Annotated in this window: 16 protein-coding genes; 8 read left to right on the top strand and 8 right to left on the bottom strand. The window is 58.1% G+C overall.

Features of this window, described 5'->3' with window-relative positions; genetic code table 11:
* Window positions 1-114: 114 nt before the first annotated feature.
* Window positions 115-720 (bottom strand): tRNA-uridine aminocarboxypropyltransferase, encoded by a 606-nt coding sequence (locus tag BW43_RS11590; protein ID WP_032887764.1) that lies wholly within the window; start codon window positions 718-720, stop codon window positions 115-117.
* Between the two features lie 6 nt (window positions 721-726).
* A complete protein-coding gene (locus BW43_RS11595; RefSeq protein WP_017134867.1) occupies window positions 727-1,620 on the bottom strand; it encodes a LysR family transcriptional regulator in 894 nt (297 codons plus the stop codon).
* 149 nt (window positions 1,621-1,769) lie between these two features.
* On the opposite strand from BW43_RS11595, the gene speB reads away from it, so the two are divergent.
* From speB to BW43_RS11615, 4 genes are read left to right on the top strand one after another with little or no spacing between them, the layout of a single operon-like run.
* Window positions 1,770-2,720, top strand: coding sequence for an agmatinase (gene speB / locus BW43_RS11600; protein WP_032887762.1), 951 nt, complete (start codon window positions 1,770-1,772; stop codon window positions 2,718-2,720).
* Entirely contained in the window at window positions 2,720-3,145 is a 426-nt protein-coding gene (locus BW43_RS11605; RefSeq protein WP_032887760.1) for a nuclear transport factor 2 family protein, read from the top strand. The genes speB and BW43_RS11605 overlap by 1 nt, the downstream gene beginning before the upstream one ends.
* Window positions 3,146-3,166: 21 nt before the next feature.
* The gene (locus BW43_RS11610; RefSeq protein WP_032887758.1) at window positions 3,167-4,678 is read left to right on the top strand and encodes a cytosine permease; all 1,512 of its coding nucleotides are present in this window, start codon (window positions 3,167-3,169) and stop codon (window positions 4,676-4,678) included.
* A 33-nt stretch (window positions 4,679-4,711) separates the two neighbouring features.
* The gene (locus BW43_RS11615; protein ID WP_032887756.1) at window positions 4,712-6,094 is read left to right on the top strand and encodes a sodium:solute symporter; all 1,383 of its coding nucleotides are present in this window, start codon (window positions 4,712-4,714) and stop codon (window positions 6,092-6,094) included.
* A 63-nt stretch (window positions 6,095-6,157) separates the two neighbouring features.
* Here the strand turns inward: BW43_RS11615 and BW43_RS11620 are convergent, their stop codons facing one another.
* The gene (locus tag BW43_RS11620; protein ID WP_032887754.1) at window positions 6,158-8,230 is read right to left on the bottom strand and encodes an FAD-dependent oxidoreductase; all 2,073 of its coding nucleotides are present in this window, start codon (window positions 8,228-8,230) and stop codon (window positions 6,158-6,160) included.
* Window positions 8,231-8,735: 505 nt separating this feature from the next.
* On the opposite strand from BW43_RS11620, the gene BW43_RS11625 reads away from it, so the two are divergent.
* The gene (locus BW43_RS11625; RefSeq protein ID WP_032887752.1) at window positions 8,736-9,044 is read left to right on the top strand and encodes a hypothetical protein; all 309 of its coding nucleotides are present in this window, start codon (window positions 8,736-8,738) and stop codon (window positions 9,042-9,044) included.
* A 90-nt stretch (window positions 9,045-9,134) separates the two neighbouring features.
* Here the strand turns inward: BW43_RS11625 and BW43_RS29300 are convergent, their stop codons facing one another.
* Complete coding sequence (locus BW43_RS29300) at window positions 9,135-9,257, bottom strand: PA1414 family protein (protein WP_003193089.1); 123 nt, start codon at window positions 9,255-9,257, stop codon at window positions 9,135-9,137.
* 143 nt (window positions 9,258-9,400) lie between these two features.
* The gene (locus tag BW43_RS11630) at window positions 9,401-10,294 is read right to left on the bottom strand and encodes a LysR family transcriptional regulator (protein ID WP_032887750.1); all 894 of its coding nucleotides are present in this window, start codon (window positions 10,292-10,294) and stop codon (window positions 9,401-9,403) included.
* Between the two features lie 104 nt (window positions 10,295-10,398).
* Here BW43_RS11630 and BW43_RS11635 point away from each other — a divergent pair, with 104 nt between their 5' ends.
* Window positions 10,399-11,604 carry an MFS transporter gene (locus tag BW43_RS11635; protein ID WP_032887748.1) on the top strand — a complete coding sequence of 402 codons (1,206 nt, stop codon included), beginning with the start codon at window positions 10,399-10,401 and terminating at the stop codon, window positions 11,602-11,604.
* Here BW43_RS11635 and BW43_RS11640 read toward each other — a convergent pair.
* The 3 genes from BW43_RS11640 to BW43_RS11650 form a co-directional block, all read right to left on the bottom strand.
* Window positions 11,516-12,958, bottom strand: a complete 1,443-nt coding sequence (locus BW43_RS11640; RefSeq protein WP_032887746.1) for an NCS1 family nucleobase:cation symporter-1 — start codon at window positions 12,956-12,958, stop codon at window positions 11,516-11,518. The genes BW43_RS11635 and BW43_RS11640 overlap by 89 nt on opposite strands.
* A 199-nt stretch (window positions 12,959-13,157) precedes the next feature.
* Window positions 13,158-13,556, bottom strand: a complete 399-nt coding sequence (locus BW43_RS11645) for a DUF2177 family protein (protein WP_032887744.1) — start codon at window positions 13,554-13,556, stop codon at window positions 13,158-13,160.
* Window positions 13,557-13,669: 113 nt separating this feature from the next.
* The gene (locus BW43_RS11650) at window positions 13,670-14,506 is read right to left on the bottom strand and encodes a S1 RNA-binding domain-containing protein (RefSeq protein ID WP_032887742.1); all 837 of its coding nucleotides are present in this window, start codon (window positions 14,504-14,506) and stop codon (window positions 13,670-13,672) included.
* Window positions 14,507-14,828: 322 nt separating this feature from the next.
* Between BW43_RS11650 and BW43_RS11655 the strand changes: the two genes are divergently transcribed.
* The gene (locus BW43_RS11655; RefSeq protein WP_003193095.1) at window positions 14,829-15,008 is read left to right on the top strand and encodes a hypothetical protein; all 180 of its coding nucleotides are present in this window, start codon (window positions 14,829-14,831) and stop codon (window positions 15,006-15,008) included.
* Between the two features lie 206 nt (window positions 15,009-15,214).
* The gene (locus tag BW43_RS11660) at window positions 15,215-15,937 is read left to right on the top strand and encodes a TorF family putative porin (RefSeq protein ID WP_032887741.1); all 723 of its coding nucleotides are present in this window, start codon (window positions 15,215-15,217) and stop codon (window positions 15,935-15,937) included.
* Window positions 15,938-15,958 lie beyond the last annotated feature (21 nt).

Below are 15,958 nucleotides of genomic sequence, written 5' to 3'. Positions count from 1 at the left end.
TTGGGGACCCCATCGGGAGCAAGCCCCCTCCTACACTGGACCGCATTCTCATGCTGGAACTCGGTCGAATGTGGGAGCGGGCTTGCTCCCGATGGCCGCGCCTCGATACCCCACCTAGCCCAAATGCCCATCGCCATGATTTCTCCGAAAGACCTCCTCACCCATCGCTGCAATCTGCCCTTCGATCAATGCATCAAACGGCTTGAGCAACGGTTCAAACGACACCGGCGCCTCCAGCACTTGCAGCGCCTGCACAATCGCCTCCACCGTCGACAACGCCCCTGGCCCGGGCGCCTTGCGCAGTCGATAGCGGGACACGGCGGCCTCAGCCAGCGTCACCCGAGGCAACGCCGCCAGCAAGGGATTGAGGTGCAAGAGCTTGCGCGCCTTGCGCCAAGTGCCGTCAGGCACCACCAGCAACAGCGGCTGAGCCCCTGGCGCGTAGGCTTGCAGCGGCTGGGCATCGTCAGCAGGAAACAACAGCCTCGCCTGGTAGCCGGGCGGGTTCAACAGGGCCTGCAAGTCATCAAAGACCTCGCCCACCACCAACTGCGCATTGTTCAATCCCAGCGCCGCCAACCGCGCGGTATTGAGCGCATGGTTGACCTCGCTCGGGTGCTGCAACAGCAATACGCGGGTGCGGCTATCGAGGTTGGGGATCAGCGCGCACAAGCAATGGGCAGTGGGCCTGAGGCAACGGGAGCATTGGGGTCTGGACATGGTTCTTCAGGCCTGATTGAGCTGGGCTTTGAGCAAATCGCGGAAGGTCTGGATCAGCGGCTCACGGCTGCGGCCCCGGCGCATGATCATCGAAAATGGCGCTTGATAGCCAAAGGTGGCTGGCAGCAATACGCGCAGGTCACCCTTGTCGGCCCAGGCCTGGGCGTAATGCTCCGGCAGGTAACCAATATAGGCGCCGGACAGCACCAGGATCAGCTGCGCCTCCATACTTTCCACCGTGGCGGCGCTGTGCTTGAAGCCGTGGCGCGCGAGTTCCGCCTGGCTCCAGTAGCCGCGTCCGACCATGCGTTGCTGGGTGATCACTTGTTCGGGAATGCGTCGCTCATTGAATAAAGGATGCCGCGTGCTGCAATACAGCCAATGCTGCTCGCGATAAAGCGGCATGTAGATCAGCCCGCTCATACGGTTGGAGAAGGCGCCGATGGCCAGGTCGAGGCGGTTGTCCTGCACACCCAATTGCAATTCGTACGGGCTCATCACCGAGAGATGCAGATGCACCGCCGGATGTTCCAGGCTGTAGGCGCCGATCACTTCGGCGAACGGCAGGGCCTTGTCGCTGACGGTGGAATCGAGCACGCCAAGCTTGAGGGTGCCGCGCAACTCCCCTTTGAGCGCGGCGGCGTACTGCTCGAAGCCTTCCAGTTCACCGAGTAGGCGCAAGGTTTCCTGGTGAAACAACTCGCCCTTGCTGGTGAGGCTGAAGCCGCCGCGCCCGCGATGGCACAGCACCAGGCCCAACGCGCTTTCCAACTGGCTCATATAGGTGCTGATGGCCGACGTGGACAGGTTGAGTTCGTGCTGGGCGTTGGCGAACCCCTGGTGGCGCACGACGCTGACGAAGATGCGCAGGAGTTTGAGGTCGGGCAAGGCGTTGGCCATGGTCGGCTCCGGGTAAGGACCGGAGCAGTTTACTCGCGTGCATTAGTTTAGAAAAACCTGAACTAAGTATTTGCCTCTGCCGATTCTTCCCTTCCTTCGCATTTCGCAGAATCGGCCCCTAATAAACAAAACAACGATGAGGCAATCCCGTGGACAAGATCTTCCACCAACCACTGGGCGGCAACGAAATGCCGCGCTTCGCCGGCATCGCCACCATGATGCGTCTTCCCCACCTGCAATCGGCCAAAGGCCTGGACGCTGCTTTTGTCGGCGTGCCCTTGGACATCGGCACCTCGCTGCGTGCCGGCACCCGCTTCGGGCCGCGTGAAATCCGCGCCGAATCAGTGATGATCCGCCCGTACAACATGGCCACCGGCGCAGCACCGTTCGACTCGCTTTCCGTGGCTGACATCGGCGACGTGGCGATCAACACCTTCAACCTGCTCGACGCCGTGCGCATCATCGAAGAAGCCTACGACGAGATCCTAGAACACGATGTGATCCCCATGACGCTGGGCGGTGACCACACCATCACCCTGCCGATCCTGCGGGCGATCCACAAGAAACACGGCAAGGTCGGGCTGGTGCACATCGATGCCCACGCCGACGTCAACGACCATATGTTCGGCGAGAAAATCGCCCACGGCACCACCTTCCGCCGCGCCGTGGAAGAAGGCCTGCTCGATTGCGACCGCGTGGTGCAGATAGGCCTGCGCGCCCAGGGCTACACCGCGGAAGACTTCAACTGGAGCCGCAAACAGGGCTTTCGCGTGGTCCAGGCGGAAGAATGCTGGCACCACTCCCTCGCGCCGTTGATGGCCGAAGTGCGGGAGAAAGTTGGCGGCGGCCCGGTGTACCTGAGCTTCGACATCGACGGCATCGATCCCGCCTGGGCCCCCGGCACAGGCACTCCGGAAATCGGCGGGCTGACCACTATCCAGGCCATTGAGATCATCCGTGGTTGCCAGGGCCTCGACCTGGTTGGTTGTGATCTGGTAGAAGTTTCGCCGCCCTACGACACCACCGGCAACACCTCGCTGCTCGGCGCCAACCTGCTGTACGAGATGCTCTGCGTACTGCCCGGCGTGGCGCATCGCTGATGAGCACGCACGAGGTGCTGCAAGCCGCCGCCAACCTGGTGACGGCCTTCGCCCGCAATGACCGCGCCGCCTACTTCGGTGCGTTCACGGCCGATGCCAGCTTTGTGTTCTACACCCTCCCCCAACCGCTGCTCAGCCGCGATGCCTACCAGGCGTTGTGGGACAGCTGGCGCGCGGACGAGGGCTTCGAGGTGCTGTCCTGCACGTCGAGCAACCCGTCTGTCAGCCTGCAAGGTGAGGATGTGGCGATATTTATTCATGACGTGGCCACCGAGTTGCGCATGAACGGGGAGCAATTTTTCAGCCAGGAACGCGAGACCATTGTCTTCAAACGGCAAGGGCTACGCACACAACAAAAACAAGGCCTGTGGCTGGCCTGTCACGAACATTTGTCCGCTGTGCCGGAAGGGCTGCCGCCCCCTTAGCCAATGTGATCGGAGCTGATCATGAATAATAAAAACAACGAAAACAGTATTCGCAAGATTGAAACCAACGGGGTCGAACAGATCCCGGACCAAGAACGTACCGCCAACCCCAAGGATCTGTTCCGTCTGATCTTCGGCGGTGCCAATACCTTCGCCACTGCCGTGCTGGGCTCGTTCCCAGTGCTGTTTGGCTTGTCATTCCAGGCCGGTGTCTGGGCCATTGTGCTGGGCGTGCTGCTGGGTGCTCTGATCCTGGCGCCTATGGGCTTGTTCGGGCCGATCAATGGCACTAACAACGCGGTGTCTTCAGGTGCGCACTTTGGGGTGCACGGGCGGATCGTCGGTTCGTTTCTGTCATTGCTGACGGCAATTGCCTTCTTCTCACTGTCGGTGTGGAGTTCAGGCGATGCGCTGGTCGGAGGTGCGAAACGCCTGATTGGCCTGCCGGAAACCGACCTGACCCTGGGCCTGGCCTACGGCCTGTTCGCCCTGCTTGTCCTCACGGTGTGCATCTACGGCTTTCGCTTCATGCTGTGGGTCAACCGAATTGCGGTGTGGGCGGCGAGCCTGCTGTTTTTGCTGGGGATCTTCGCGTTCGCGCCAGCCTTTGACAGCCACTTCTCAGGCAGCGTCGCCATGGGCCAGACCGGCTTCTGGGCCGCGTTTATCGGCGCTGCGCTGGTAGCCATGAGCAACCCGATTTCCTTCGGCGCGTTCCTCGGAGACTGGTCACGCTACATCCCCCGTGAGACGCCGAAAATGCGCATCATGCTGGCAGTGGTCCTGGCGCAAATCGCTACTTTGATCCCGTTCCTGTTTGGCCTCGCCACCGCGACCATCGTGGCGATCAAGGCACCGGATTACATCGCAGCCAACAACTATGTCGGTGGCCTGCTGGCGGTGGCACCCACCTGGTTCTTCCTGCCGGTGTGCCTGATCGCGGTGATCGGCGGCATGTCCACCGGCACGACCTCGCTTTATGGCACGGGGCTGGACATGTCCAGCGTATTCCCGCGCCTGCTGTCGCGGGTCAAGGCCACGCTGCTGATTGGGGTGATGTCGATTGCCTTCATCTTTATCGGACGTTTCGCCGCCAACCTGGTGCAGAGCGTGTCGACCTTCGCCGTGCTGATCATCACCTGCACCACGCCGTGGATGGTGATGATGATCATCGGCCTGATCGTGCGCCGCGGCTTCTACTGCCCGGATGACCTGCAAGTGTTCACCCGCGGTGAAACCGGCGGGCGCTACTGGTTCAGCCATGGCTGGAACTGGCGCGGGCTGGGGGCCTGGATTCCGAGCGCGTTGGTGGGCCTGTGCTTCGTCAACCTGCCGGGGCAGTTTGTCGGGCCGCTGGGCAATTTGGCCGATGGCATCGATATCAGCCTGCCGGTAACGCTGGGGTTGGCGTCAGTGGTGTACCTGACGTTGTTGCGTGTGTTCCCGGAGCCGGTCTCTGTTTATGGACCGACTGATCCACGCAGCAAGAGCATGGATTCGCTCGCTAAACCGGCGATGCAACACGCCGCCTGACCTCATAAAAAAGATAATCGGAGACTCGCCGTCATGGCTTTGGATTTATTCGTCGTACTCATCTACGCCGCCGGCATGCTCGTGCTCGGCTATTACGGCATGCGCCGCGCCAAGACCCACGAAGACTACCTGGTGGCCGGGCGCAACCTGGGCCCGTCGCTGTACATGGGCACCATGGCCGCGACGGTATTGGGCGGAGCGTCCACCGTCGGCACCGTGCGCCTGGGTTATGTGCATGGCATCTCCGGCTTCTGGCTGTGCGCCGCGCTGGGCATGGGAATCATCGCGCTGAACCTGTTCCTGGCCAAGCCGCTGCTCAAACTGAAGATCTTCACCGTCACCCAGGTGCTGGAAAAACGCTACAACCCCATGGCTCGCCAAGCGAGTGCGGTGATCATGCTGGCCTACGCGCTGATGATCGGCGTAACTTCGATCCTGGCCATCGGCACCGTGCTGCAAGTGCTGTTCGGCCTGCCGTTCTGGATCTCGGTACTGCTAGGCGGCGGCGTGGTGGTGGTGTACTCGACCATCGGCGGCATGTGGTCGCTGACCCTCACAGACATCGTGCAGTTCGTGATCAAGACCGTCGGCCTGATGTTTATCCTGCTGCCGATCTGCCTGTACCGCGTAGGCGGCTGGGATGAACTGGTAGCCAAGCTGCCGGCGTCGAGCTTCAGCTTCACCGCGATCGGCTGGGACACGATCATTACCTACTTCATGATCTACTTCTTCGGCATCCTGATCGGCCAGGACATCTGGCAGCGGGTGTTCACCGCCCGTGACGAAAAGGTCGCCAAGTACGCGGGCACCTTCGCCGGTTTCTACTGCATCCTTTACGGCCTGGCCTGTGCGCTGATCGGCATGGCGGCCCATGTACTGATTCCGGACCTGGACAACGTCAACAACGCGTTTGCGGCCATCGTCAAACTGTCGCTGCCGGACGGCATCCGTGGGCTGGTGATCGCGGCAGCACTGGCGGCGATGATGTCGACGGCCAGCGCCGGCTTGCTGGCCGCCTCCACCGTACTGACCGAGGACCTGCTGCCGCGTTTGCGTGGTGGTAAGCAGTCGAGCCTCAACATCAACCGCCTGTTCACGATGCTGACCGGTATCGCCGTGCTGGGTATCGCGCTGGTGGTCAGCGATGTAATCAGCGCGCTGACCCTGGCCTATAACCTTTTGGTCGGCGGGATGTTGATCCCGTTGATTGGCGCGATCTTCTGGAAGCGCGCGACCACGTCGGGGGCGATTACGTCCATGACGCTGGGCTTTGTGACGGCGCTGGTGTTCATGTTCAAGGATGGGCTGGATGCGAACACGCCGATTTACTACAGCCTGGCGGTTGGGCTGGTGAGTTTTGTGCTGGTCAGTTTGTTGTCCCGGCGGCCGGAGGCGATGGCGACTCGGGTGGTTTGACGCCTCACAGAATCAAGAGCGGTTTCTTCAGCGGGCGCGACGTCGGATGTCGCGCCCGTTTTTTTATCGTCCAACTGACAGGTTTTGGTTTGCCTGGATGATTTCCTGGACCAGGGAGGCCCATACCAATCCTTGGGTTGTGCCTCCGGCATAGGTGCCTCCGGCGGCGATTTGATGATGGGCGGCCCAATAAACGATCGAAAGTCCATCTGAGGTGCCGGGCCTGGCACATTCGACAATATGCAAGTCGCCACTTTCGATTGCACTGCAATAAGACATTGGAAAGTGAAGAGAAACAGCGGCCAGACAGGCTGCCAGGATCTGCTCTTTGTGCTCCGGCGTCGAATCGGGCGGGACCTGTCCACCGGAGACGAGAATGCAGTGCCCGTCCAAGCGGCAATTCATGACACCAATTGGCAGATCGTATTGAAGCTTGAGCCCCCGCATTTCAGCGCCTTCATTACCCACAGCAGGCAGCTTGAAAAACCAGCCGATGATCGCGATAACCTCTGGCTCCTCTACGCCCATGGCACTGACGACGAAATGTTCTTTGCTCAGCTCAGCAATTTGGACACGGCTCAGATGCTGAGGCTGGAACTGAACCCCAGAGCACTGCAACAGCACCTCAATCTCATCCATTAGGTGAACAAATTCCACATCGTAGCCTGATACTTCAATAGCCCTACCCACTCCATGGATGCCACAAAGCGCGTGGAGTTGTTGTGGGCTGATTTCTCTGAGCTCACCTCCAGGTTTGCCACTAGGCCACGGTCTGCTTTCGATCTCGCGTTGCTCGCGTATTGCGGCATCTACTTCACTGGTTGTCTCCGTATAAGCGCGCACAACCCGCGCTCGCGCAAATTGCTCCAGTGATGGGTTGTCAGCCAGAAATTTTTCAAACAACTCAATGCCGGCGCGGTTGCACTCAATGGCCAGATACTGATTTCCTGGAAGTAAATAGTCGTTATGTGGCGGCTTTGCAGTCGTCTCAGTTGATGAAAGATGGCGCATATTCATACGCTTATGGCTGGCACCATCACTGTCCCGATTGCCTCCATAGACTGTTACCTGATAATTCGCCAAGCGAAACATCACGGCCTGGAGCAGGCCGTTGATCCCTCTGCCGATGATTGATACACGGGGCGCATCGGCATGTGCATGCAGTGGGGGGATCGTCAGTGAGCGTGCAAGTTTGCGCCTGACAAGGCCACGCAGGGCCACCAAGCTCAATTGAACAGCGACGGCATAATCAAGGTCGCAATGGCAGGCTTCGGTGGTTGCCGCCTGTGCAGTCAGCGTCGCCGGTCTGCGCCAGGTGGCGACACTGCAACCGAGCGCTTGTGTACGTATCCGAAACGCCTCCAATGTCGCTGGCCCGTAATCCAAGACAAGTTGGACGTCGTCAGCCAGTGAAAGGGATTGCAACGCATCGTCGCTGAACACATCTGGTTTGGCGACGCAGATCAGACGCGCCTGCCTGTGCATACATTGAATCAGGGCCCGATCAATGCGATGCGCAGACTCATCATTCAGGGATAAACAAATGGCGATAGAACGGGCCCCTTGCAGTGCCTCGGACCAGTCCGACACAAATGAGACTCGGCTATCTGGACACGCCTGGTTGCGTGGACTCAACACTTTGATCCGAACATGCGGATCTCGATCAAGTAACAACTTGACCAGCTCTTTCCCCACATTTCCGTAACCCAGGACACAGATGTCTTGGGGTGTAGAGCCATCGGCAAGTGTCAGCCAGTGCGCGATATAAGCCGCAACGTGCGGCGCGTTGACCCCAGGAGTGTTGACCACTCGAATGCCGTTTGACTCGCATAAATCCAACCGCACCTTATCCAGACTTGTGCCTCGGCGAATCAGACAGAGATCTCCAAATGGGTGGCTTAAACGCCATAGGTCAATGACCTCCCCATCGATAACCTGATCTCCAATAATGATCGTTGATGGGCGCACGAGCCCGATCTGTAGCAGCAGCGCTTGCTTGGTTGAGTTCGGGGGGAAAAACACTACGTTGCTGGGTGCATCAGCCTTCCAACGGCTCGACGTAGGCGCGATATGTAAAATATTTTCGGTAGTGGCGATGAGTGACGCGGCAACTGGCGGAACGTGAGAGAGCAGCATAGTTTCGTCTCCAACAATTCTGGCTGACTAATGCCTGGAGATAGGAGTTAAATAAGTTGGGGCCAACACTTTAAATACTTAAAGCCCTAAAACTCACTCTTCATAAACCCGTTTTCTTCAGGAAGCTTTATATCAGTAAGCGGTACAAATCATTACTTAACGAAACTCAAACTACTCCGATATTTCAAACTAACTAACCCAACCGCTTCTGATAAACGGGTAGTCCAATTCCGGTCTTAAAAAAGCACAGCCTGAATGGCACGCTCACTTACGGACTGCAACCCGTGTCTACGAGGCGTTACCCAACGAATATGTTCGGGAGGAATTTACTGCATCAGATGCACGCGGATGCTGCACCTGTTTTCCCTGAGCTCACCCAGCTGCCATTGGTCGAAACTGGTAGTTATCACAGTAGAAGGACCGCTGAGGGCCGTAATAGCCTGACATCGCTATTTCAAATCTGAAGAAGTTGGCTTGGCTACCCGATAACCCATGAGGTGATGAAATGAAACAGCGCGATCCTAGCTACCCCGCTTCGTCAACAGTTCCACCGCAACTTAAGACAGGCGACCGCGTGCATATGAGCGGCCCCCACGCAGGCGTCTGCACTGGAATATACAAGCTCATGTTTTATAAAAACGGGACTTCATTTGCCACACTGCCCATAGAACGAGCATTTAAAGACTGGTTCGGCTTTGAAGTTCACGGAAGTTTCAATGGTGAGATGGAGGTAAAGGGCCATTATCACGATTGCGCCACTGGCGAGGACCACATACATAGCTTCGGGTTTACCGAAGTCAGTAAAGGCGAATGACGCAACTCACACGTCGTACAGCCATCCGATTTACCTGGCAGCGCTCCCACGACATAGAGAGGTATTCATCGCGCGAGCGCTCCCCGGGCCTCATCTGCGACGTGGGCGACGCTGCTCGTCATCCGTACGAATCGGCACCGGCTGCAGCGGAGGCTCGATCAAGCCCAGTGCAACGCCCAGATCATGGAGCCAGTTTTGGATTTTCTCTTTCATGGTTTGCCCCCTTTGAGGGTAATGCTTGTAGGCGCAAGCTATGTCGCCTTTTCCTACACTGATAGTAGCCCTAAGTCCTAAATATTGCTTGAACGAAACCACAACGAACTATTACTGAATTCATCCGAATTCTGACGGACCGGTCAGGCAATGGCGCGGGTGTCTTTCATTACCGTCGCCTGGCCCTCTTGCTGCAAGTCGATCCACGCATTGAGGTTAGCGCCGAGCATACCCTTTCGCCACATCAACCAGGTGGTCGCAGTGGCAAAATGCCCTGTCAGTGGATGAACGGACACGCTGTCCTTGCCTGGCAGGCTGTCGAGCATGGCTTGGGACATCAACGCCACTCCTGAACCGGCAATCACGCAAGCGAGCATGCCTTGATATGACTCGATCTCAATCGCCCGTCCCATGGCTACGCGCTCGTGGGAAAACCAGCTCTCCAGGCGTGTGCGATAAGCGCAACTGCGTCGGAACGTAAACACCGAGCGGCCGGCAACGTCCTGGGGACCACGCACGGGTGGGTGGTCGGCTTCACAGATCAGCACCAGTTTTTCCTCGCATAACTGTACGCCGTCCAGGCTGGCGATGGTCAGCGGGCCGTCCACAAACGCTGCGTCCAGACGCCCCGTGATCAGACCTTCCAGCAACTCACCACTGGGCGCTGACTGCACCTGCAGATTCACCATTGGGTAGGCCTTGTGATAACGCGCCAGCAGCTTGGGCAAATGCACTGCTCCAGTGCTGTACATGCTGCCCAGAACAAAGTCGCCGGCCGGTTGCCCACCTTGCACGGCGCCATGGGCTTCATCGTGCAGTGCCAGCAGACGGGTGCTGTAGTCCAGCAATATCTTGCCCGCCGGAGACAGCTGCAAGCGCTGACGTTCGCGCAGGAACAGCTCTACACCGAGCTGTTCCTCCATCTGTTTGAGTCGGGTCGATAGGTTTGACGGCACGCGGTGCAGGCGCTCAGCCGCGCGGGTGATGGACCCCTCTTCCGCCACGGCCTGGAAAATGCGCAATTGACTGAACTCCACGACTTTCTCCAAAACTGAATAAGTTACTCAATATTATTCAATTTTACAGAAAGTCAACACACCTTAGGCTGAGGGTCATTCGTTTCTCAGCAGGACACCTGACCATGTCACCCCTGATTCGCTTACTCGCCAGCTCCATCGCCCTGATGATGGCCATGGGCATTGGCCGCTTCGCCCTCACCCCACAAATGCCCCACATGCTTAGCGAAGGGCAGATCGACCTGACCGACGCCGGCCTGATCGCCGCCGCCAATTACCTCGGCTACTTCGTGGGCGCGGTGGATTCGATTTTCGCCCGCGGTCACCGTCATGTACGCGGTCGGCTGTACGGTGGGCTCTGGTTATGTGTGCTGCTGACCTTTGCGTCCTCCTGGGCCCATGGGTTCTGGCCCCATCTGCTGTTGCGCTTTGGCACTGGCGTGGCAAGTGCCTGGGCATTGGTGATGATCACTAGCTTGAGCCAGCCGCTGGCGCTCGCCGCCGGACGCCCGCGTCTGGGTGCTCTGGTATTTGCCGGACCGGGCCTGGGGATTCTCTTGACCGGGCTATTGGCGCTCGGCTCAAACCTGCTGGGGCAAAACTCCGCCACGTTATGGTTGATCTATGGCGCTGTGGCGCTGCTCATGCTGCTGGCGATCCTGCCGTTTTTGCCGCAGCCCTGTGCCAGCGCCCCTGGCGCGGGTCATAGCGACGCGGGCAGCAACGGCAGCATCACGCACCTGTGCTGGGTTTATGTGCTATTCGGACTGGGTTACATCATTCCAGCGACCTTCCTGTCACAGATGGCCAGCGCCCAGTTCAAAGGGGCCTGGCAGGCCGATCTGTTCTGGCCGTGCTTTGGCCTGCTGGCAGCGATTGGCGTGGGCGTGGCGACTCTGCGTCGCAAAGATCCAGACGCTACTCGCCGCTGGCTGATGACAACCCTGTGGCTGCAAGCGGCGGGAGTGTTCACGTGCTTGCTGGGCAATGGCTGGGGGTTGGCACTGGGCGTTCTGCTTTGCGGCGGTCCGTTCCTGGCCTGTATGCAATTGGTGATGGCGCGCTTGCGGGATGTAGCGCCCCACGGCTACCAGCGCAGCACCGGTCTGCTGACCGCCAGCTTTGCCATCGGCCAATTGAGCGGGCCCTTATTGGCGTCGGCGAGCAGCCATCTAAGCGGCGGCCTGCAACCGGCATTGGTGATTGCCGGTACAGGCCTGTTCTTGGCGGGGGGGATATTGGTCAGCCAGCAACCAAAGGCGCTTGCGTGCGCACCTGTTCGCGCCGTGACAGCGCCAGGAAAAACAGCCCTCCCAGGAAGCAGCCGGTAAACCAGGCGAAGTTGGCCATGCCCTGTAACGCCGGTGTGAAGGTGATCGCGACGCCCACCAGTGTTGCGGGCACCAGCGCCTTGACCGCTGTCCAGTTCACGCCGCCGTCGAAGTAATAGCGCCCGCTTGGGCTGTCATCGAACAGCGCATCTACATCGATTTTCTGTTTTTTGATCAGGTAGAAATCTACCAACAGAATCCCAAACAGCGGCCCGATAAACGCCGCGAGGATATCCAGGGTGTAATGGATCATCAGCGGGTTATTGAACAGGTTCCATGGAGTGATAAAGATCGAGGCTACTGCTGCGATCATGCCCCCGGCACGCCAGCTGATTTTGCTTGGCGCGACGTTGGCGAAGTCAAACGCAGGGGACACAAAGTTGGCGACGATATTGATACCGATGGTCGCGGTCACAAAGGCAAATGCGCCAAGCAGCACGGCCATGTTGTTGTCGATACGCGAAACCGTGGCGATCGGGTCGTGGAGCATTTCGCCAAACACCGGCAAGGTGCCAGAGACGATCACTACCGTCACCAGGGAAAAGGCCAGGAAATTCACCGGCAGGCCCCAAAAGTTTCCGCGTCGCACATCCTGCATGCTGCGGCAGTAGCGGCTGAAATCGCCGAAATTCAGGGTTGGCCCAGAGAAGTACGACACCACCAGCGCCGTGGCTACGATCACTTGGCCGAACGCTTGCCAGCCCGACAGGGACTTTTCCGACAGAGTAAAGCTGATGTTCGACCAGCCAGCCTTCCACACAATCCAGCCAGCCAGGGCAAACATCACCGCATATACCACGGGCCCCGCCCAATCGATAAAGCGGCGGATAGACTCCATGCCGGCCCAGAAAACTGCAGCTTGCAGTACCCACAGGCTGAGGAAACCAAACCAGCCCAAGTAGGACAGACCGGCGAAATGCGGTTCTGCATACACCGCCATCTGTGGGAAAAAGCGCAACACCACGATGATCAAAGCGCTGGACGCCAGATAGGTCTGAATCCCGTACCAGGCCACGGCAATCAGGCCACGAATCACCGCAGGAATATTCGCGCCAAACACACCAAATGCGAGCCGGCAGATGACTGGATAAGGAACGGCGGCCTGCTGGCTAGGCTTAGCCACCAGATTGGCGATCAATTGCACGATGCAAATACCCGCGAGCAAGGCGATCAACACCTGCCAACTAGCTAGCCCCAAGGCGAACAGACTGGCAGCGAATACATAACCACCGACGCTGTGCACGTCACTCATCCAGAAGGCAAAAATGTTGTACCAGTTCCACTTCTGCGGCAGTGGGCCCAGATCCTGGTTGTACAGGCGCGGGCTATAGCCTTTGGGCAATTGTTCGGTCATCGCTGGGCTCCTCGTAATACCGGCCTGCGCTTCCGTCACGGGGATGCATACGGGAGGCGGCCAGGTTTGTATACGAGACAGTCAGCAGAATGCGTGCCAATGGCACACAATCCCTCTACGACGGTGCTCCAAAGGCGCTTATGACGGTTTAGTAGCGGGGACCGCGCTCAGCAACGGTGCACATAAATCCTGTACACAATCATCGGTGCACCCGATGTGCACACACGTGTCCAACCGTGCAACACACCGCTGTCAGGAAGGTGCCCCAGGCCATGTCCATCAGGGCCAAGCTCGCAGACCAGCCTTGCAGTGTGGCCCAGTTGCTCAGGTCATAGGTGCCATAGGCCACCAGACCCAGCAAGGCACCCAGACGCGCTGCGCGTTGCCAGTTGATGCTTGGCAAGACCACGAACACCACACAACCGAGGACATACAGGAGATAGAACAGCACTGCGGGCAATAGGCGGGGCTGATCAAGCATCAGCGGGCCCAGCAAGGATTTGTAGGTAGGGCCCATGAGGACGCCGAGCCAGAGGCCGTCGAGCACCAGAAAAGCAAGCAAGGTGCCGAGGTAGGCGAACAACGATTTTTTAGACATCAAGCGGACCTCTGTAGGAGCGAGCTTGCTCGCGAAAATATCTCAGGCCCATCGCGGTATCGGATGTACCCTTTTCGCGAGCAAGCTCGCTCCTACAGAAGAGCAAACCCTACTCAGCTTAGTTCAATGCGATCCGCGTGAATCACGATCTGACCCTGCTTGTAGAGCGCACCAATAGCCTTCTTGAAGTTACCCTTGCTCACGCCGAACAAGTTGCTGATTACTGCCGGGTCGCTTTTATCGCTGACCGGCAACGTGCCGTTGTTTTCGCGCAACTTGGCGAGGATCTTCGAGTTGAGACTGGAGGCCGCTTCCTGGCCGACCGGTTGCAGGCTCAGGCTGATGTTGCCATCGGCGCGGATCTCTTTGATGAAGCCTTTCTCTTCCTTGCCGGGACGCAGGAACTTGAACACTTCGTTCTTGTGGATCAGCCCCCAGTGTTTGTTGTTGATGATCGCCTTGAAGCCCATATCAGTGGCTTCGGCCACCAAGAGGTCCACTTCCTGGCCCACAACGTAGTTGGCCGGCGTCTTGTCCAGGTAGCGGTCAAGGCGCGCGGTGGCGGTAATACGCTTGGTGTGCTTGTCGAGATAGACGTGCACCACGCAGTATTCACCGGCGGTCATCTGACGTTTTTCTTCCGAGTACGGAAGCAAAAGGTCCTTTGGCAGACCCCAATCGAGGAACACGCCAATACTGTTGACTTCCACCACTTTCAAACTGGCAAATTCGCCGACTTGAACTTTGGGTTTTTCGGTGGTGGCGATAAGTTTGTCATCGCTGTCCAGGTAAATAAAAACGTTAAGCCAGTCTTCATCTTCACTGGGAATATCTTTTGGGATATACCGATTAGGCAAGAGGATTTCGCCATCTTGCGCACCATCAAGGTACAAACCGAAGTTAGTGTGTTTAACCACTTGTAAGCTGTTGTAGCGCCCGACTAGAGCCATTTCCAATACCCTCATTGCGTGGGCGGCATTCTACCCGAGTTGCGCCCGCGACGCGCGCACGCCTGAAAAATCGCGGCCTGGCATGGCCCTACGATGGCATCGCTCCGCTCGTCCGATCATTCGACTGAGTTTTGCCCTTCCACCAGCACTGCTTTGCTAGGTGGTTTCGAGTCAAAACAGTAAGTTAGGGCCTAATTTCAACGATGAACTTCGTTTATTTCTAGCCTTGCTACTTATTCCCAGGGGATATTTGCCAAGCAATTGTCAAGTATTTCCTGTACGATGCCTGGCCAAGTTAATTTTCTACAGGTTAGTGGCCGCCATGCGCGTAAAAGCATCCAACAGCAAAGCAAAGCCAGCTCCAGCCGTTGAAACCAGCGAATCGATCAACAGCCAAATCGCTGCTTTCCTCAAGTCCGGTGGCGAAATCCAACAAATTGCAAAAGGCGTGAGCGGCCAGACTTTCGGCCCGTCCAAGCAGATCAGCCTGGGTAAAAAGTAACACCGCGCAAAATACCTGGTCCCTAAGCGTCTTGCCTCCAAGGCGCTAGGACTAGAGCCCGAAACACCCTCCTTCTACATTCAATATTGCGTTAATCGACGAACGGGCCTCATCGCCTGGCATTCGCCGGTATCCTTGCACACGTCTAGCACGGGCATCTGCCCGATTTTCTCCGTTACTGCTCCTCGCTTTTCATGGAGTGAAGCATGCTCAAATCCTGCATTTTTCTGGTCAGCACATTAGTGGCTTGCCCCCTTGCCGAAGCGCAGATCTTCCAGCGCGAATTGGGCGACTTCGACCTGAAATTAGGCACCACCCCCAGCCGCAGCATGGCACAGGGCCTGGTCAAGCCGACCTCGCCGGGCAGCGACTCTTTCCACGGGGGGTTGGACCTCAGCCACAACAGCGGCCTGTACTTCGGCCAGTTCTCGCCAAACATGGGCCTGTCTTCGGCAAGCACCCTCGAAGTCGACTCCTACATGGGCTTCAAACACCCCTTCGACCAGACGCTCGGCTACGAAGTCGGCTTGATCCACTACAGCTACCCCAAGCTCAGCCCCCTCGACAGCCAAGAGTTCTACGGTGGCTTGAACCTGTTGGGCAATCGTTTCGGTGCCTCCTTCAGCAACGACCCGGACCGCCAGGACAGCACCCTCTTCGCCGACCTCGGCGGCACCCAACCCTTCGGCATCGGCGTCAGCATGAAGTACACCACCCACCAATTGGGCACTCCAGCTTCGGTGGACGGCGGCACCATCAGCAGCTTCAGCGACTGGTCGGTTCAGTTCTCCCGCGCCTGGAAGGGCATCGACTTGGACCTGATTTACAGCGACTCCAGCCTTAGCGGCGGCGACTGCTCGGCGTACTCCGGACACAATTCGCAATGCGACGGGCTGTTGACGTTAAAGGCCGCGCGGTCGTTTTATTGATGGGCTGAACTGTAGCGCCTG

Source organism: Pseudomonas sp. RIT357, assembly GCF_000632245.1.
Classification (GTDB): domain Bacteria; phylum Pseudomonadota; class Gammaproteobacteria; order Pseudomonadales; family Pseudomonadaceae; genus Aquipseudomonas; species Aquipseudomonas sivasensis.
Note: the sequence above shows the minus strand (reverse complement) of the source record. Positions and strands in the feature narration are given on the sequence as shown.

What these genes read in the sequence shown, in the direction of transcription:
- BW43_RS11590 (WP_032887764.1), bottom strand. Translation starts at nt 720, where the DNA reads ATGTCCAGACCCCAATGCTCCCGTTGCCTCAGGCCCACTGCCCATTGC.
- BW43_RS11595 (WP_017134867.1), bottom strand. Translation starts at nt 1,620, where the DNA reads ATGGCCAACGCCTTGCCCGACCTCAAACTCCTGCGCATCTTCGTCAGC.
- BW43_RS11605 (WP_032887760.1), top strand. Translation starts at nt 2,720, where the DNA reads ATGAGCACGCACGAGGTGCTGCAAGCCGCCGCCAACCTGGTGACGGCC.
- BW43_RS11610 (WP_032887758.1), top strand. Translation starts at nt 3,167, where the DNA reads ATGAATAATAAAAACAACGAAAACAGTATTCGCAAGATTGAAACCAAC.
- BW43_RS11615 (WP_032887756.1), top strand. Translation starts at nt 4,712, where the DNA reads ATGGCTTTGGATTTATTCGTCGTACTCATCTACGCCGCCGGCATGCTC.
- BW43_RS11620 (WP_032887754.1), bottom strand. Translation starts at nt 8,230, where the DNA reads ATGCTGCTCTCTCACGTTCCGCCAGTTGCCGCGTCACTCATCGCCACT.
- BW43_RS11625 (WP_032887752.1), top strand. Translation starts at nt 8,736, where the DNA reads ATGAAACAGCGCGATCCTAGCTACCCCGCTTCGTCAACAGTTCCACCG.
- BW43_RS29300 (WP_003193089.1), bottom strand. Translation starts at nt 9,257, where the DNA reads ATGAAAGAGAAAATCCAAAACTGGCTCCATGATCTGGGCGTTGCACTG.
- BW43_RS11635 (WP_032887748.1), top strand. Translation starts at nt 10,399, where the DNA reads ATGTCACCCCTGATTCGCTTACTCGCCAGCTCCATCGCCCTGATGATG.
- BW43_RS11640 (WP_032887746.1), bottom strand. Translation starts at nt 12,958, where the DNA reads ATGACCGAACAATTGCCCAAAGGCTATAGCCCGCGCCTGTACAACCAG.
- BW43_RS11645 (WP_032887744.1), bottom strand. Translation starts at nt 13,556, where the DNA reads ATGTCTAAAAAATCGTTGTTCGCCTACCTCGGCACCTTGCTTGCTTTT.
- BW43_RS11650 (WP_032887742.1), bottom strand. Translation starts at nt 14,506, where the DNA reads ATGGCTCTAGTCGGGCGCTACAACAGCTTACAAGTGGTTAAACACACT.
- BW43_RS11655 (WP_003193095.1), top strand. Translation starts at nt 14,829, where the DNA reads ATGCGCGTAAAAGCATCCAACAGCAAAGCAAAGCCAGCTCCAGCCGTT.
- BW43_RS11660 (WP_032887741.1), top strand. Translation starts at nt 15,215, where the DNA reads ATGCTCAAATCCTGCATTTTTCTGGTCAGCACATTAGTGGCTTGCCCC.